Below are 2,327 nucleotides of genomic sequence, written 5' to 3' on the forward strand. Positions count from 1 at the left end.
GACGAGCCATACGTCAAGGCGATGAATCTATCCTCGAAGTGCAAGACGAACCATGAAATATTTGTTGGATACAGATCATCTAAGCATTCTTCAGCGACAAACAGGAAAAAATTACGATAACCTTTTGAGACGGATGAGTCCCTATCCTCTGTCTGATTTTGCAGTATCAACAGTAACATTTCATGAGCAGATGCTAGGCTGTCACGCTTATATTAATCGGGCTCGTAACACCAATGATGTAGTAAAAGGTTATGAAATGATGGTACGACTCGTCAGCGACTTCAAGGTATTACCCCTCGTCTCGTTTGATGCCGGTGCAGCTGTGAGATTTAATCAATTAGAATCCCAAAGAATTCAACTTGCCAAGATGGATGCGCGAATTGCTGCCATTGCACTATTTCGTGAATTGGTTTTGTTAACTCGTAATCATCAAGATTTTGATAAGGTACCAGGATTATTGCACGAAGATTGGACTGTTGAAAATTCGACATAAAATGCGTACGCTTTTGTAGGGTGGGCTGCATGTCGATTATTCCTAATTAAATTGCCAAACTTTCAATATTTGCCCACCCTACCATGCTGACTGCTGACCCCTGACTGCTGACCGCTGAATGCTTACAAATTATCCAACTCCATAGTCCGTATATTGCCGAAATTCGGGACCTTGAAACCCCAGCACAATATCGTCCTTCGCTACCCCTCTCTCCACAAGTTTTTGGCCTATTTTCATTTCGGTCATATTTTGTTTAATCCAAATCTTTTCCTTCTTAATATCCAAGTGTAAAACACAACCATAGACCCGCCGATAGCCATCCCATCCCACAGTCATTACCATGTAGTGGTCTTGTTTGGTATCAAAAACCGTGTAGCAATCAATCACTCCATTGGCGATGGGAATGGCAGCATAATCCGTCAACAACGACTGAATGCTCTGGCGATAATACTCTAGGGTATCCATTTTACAATTACCTCTTGAATGGGATCATAAATAATTTGTTTAATCTGATATCTTTCTAATAAAATTTGTGAAATTATCGCTAAAAAAAAGCTTGATAAGCAATCACAGGCACTGCCAAATATAGAATCCGAGTTGGATCATTGATTTCTAACTACTTCCAGTCGCAAGGGATCATCATTAATCTTCCACTGCTCCTTTTCTAGGGCGATTATAACCGCAGCATGAAATTTATCTTTGGCTGCCATTGTTATCTTTTTCTAGTTTACTTACATATATAATACAATTCACATTCCAGTGCGATGCTCTTTTAGAGCCGCTACGCGATTGGCCGTAGGCCACGCTAAAAGCGATCGCTAATAGTAGAGCCCTTGCCAAAGTAGTATTTTGATACTGTCATTGATCCACTCGTTCATGGGGTGAACCCCATAAGTGAAATTCGGCTATATTATGATGAAGTGACGTTTGCCGACTATTTAAGATTTAGTCAAGCTCATGGGTAATCAACGACAAAGCCAAACCAAAACGACACAAGCTCAAGATCAGTCAATAGTATCTGGAAGTAGAAACCCAACTATCCACCCAATCGAGGAACTGCAAGGGATAATTGGTAACCGAGCACTGGGTCAGTTAATTAAATCCCCGCCACAAAACTATGGACAAGTTCATCGTGCCAAAGATTCTCTGCTGAGTAGTGTCTCCCCTGTTAGTGGGCAACCAATCCAGAGAATGCCAATGTTTAGGGGACTTTCCCATGAGTTAAGGGGCAATTGGCAGCAGGGCAATCCAGTGCAGGCGAAGCTGACTATTGGTGAAGCTGGGGATAAATATGAACAAGAAGCCGACCGAGTAGCATCGGAAGTAGTAAGACAGATTAACGCACCAGTTCCTAATCTCTCAACTCAACCAGACTCGATTCAAGCTCAACAGGAACAAGATCAACTGATGAGGAAGCCAATGGTGCAGCTTCAATCTGTGGAAGGTGGAATGGCGGTTACCCCAGAGTTGGAATCAACGATTAACCGTGCCCGGGGTGGTGGCCAGCCTTTGGATGCGGGTCTGCAACGGTCAATGGGGCAAGCACTGGGGGCGGATCTGAGTGGAGTGAAAATCCATACAGATGCTCAGGCAGACCAGTTGAATCAATCGATTCAGGCCAAGGCGTTTACAACAGGCCAGGATGTGTTCTTTCGGCAGGGAGCGTATCAGCCGGGGAGTCGTGGGGGGCAGGAGTTGATTGCCCATGAGATGACCCATGTGGTGCAGCAGGAGCCGAACCTCCGAGAAGGGTCGGGGAAAGACGGAAATCATCGACCTGTAAGTAAGATAAGCACCGGAGCACCGAGGACAGGACAGGCTAACGAAAAGGTTC

Annotated in this window: 4 protein-coding genes; 2 read left to right on the forward strand and 2 right to left on the reverse strand. The window is 44.5% G+C overall.

Translation table 11 applies throughout. From position 1 onward, the window contains the following. Nucleotides 1–52: 52 nt before the first annotated feature. Entirely contained in the window at nt 53–493 is a 441-nt protein-coding gene (locus tag F6K52_RS35410; protein WP_293089748.1) for a type II toxin-antitoxin system VapC family toxin, read from the forward strand. A 129-nt stretch (nt 494–622) separates the two neighbouring features. On the opposite strand, the gene F6K52_RS35415 is transcribed toward F6K52_RS35410, so the two are convergent. Then, nucleotides 623–958 carry a XisI protein gene (locus F6K52_RS35415; RefSeq protein WP_293089750.1) on the reverse strand — a complete coding sequence of 112 codons (336 nt, stop codon included), beginning with the start codon at nt 956–958 and terminating at the stop codon, nt 623–625. Nucleotides 959–1,095: 137 nt separating this feature from the next. Continuing rightward, nucleotides 1,096–1,203 (reverse strand): element excision factor XisH family protein, encoded by a 108-nt coding sequence (locus F6K52_RS37205; protein WP_364421355.1) that lies wholly within the window; start codon nt 1,201–1,203, stop codon nt 1,096–1,098. Nucleotides 1,204–1,450: 247 nt separating this feature from the next. Here F6K52_RS37205 and F6K52_RS35425 point away from each other — a divergent pair. Further along, nucleotides 1,451–2,327, forward strand: an 877-nt coding sequence (locus F6K52_RS35425) for a DUF4157 domain-containing protein (protein WP_293089752.1), incomplete at its 3' end; no start/stop codon positions are given.

The organism is Moorena sp. SIO3H5, assembly GCF_010692395.1.
Taxonomy (GTDB): Bacteria; Cyanobacteriota; Cyanobacteriia; order Cyanobacteriales; family Coleofasciculaceae; genus Moorena.

Coding starts and splice junctions, on each gene's coding strand:
- F6K52_RS35415 (WP_293089750.1), bottom strand. CDS start 958: ATGGATACCCTAGAGTATTATCGCCAGAGCATTCAGTCGTTGTTGACG.
- F6K52_RS37205 (WP_364421355.1), bottom strand. CDS start 1,203: ATGGCAGCCAAAGATAAATTTCATGCTGCGGTTATAATCGCCCTAGAA.
- F6K52_RS35410 (WP_293089748.1), top strand. CDS start 53: ATGAAATATTTGTTGGATACAGATCATCTAAGCATTCTTCAGCGACAA.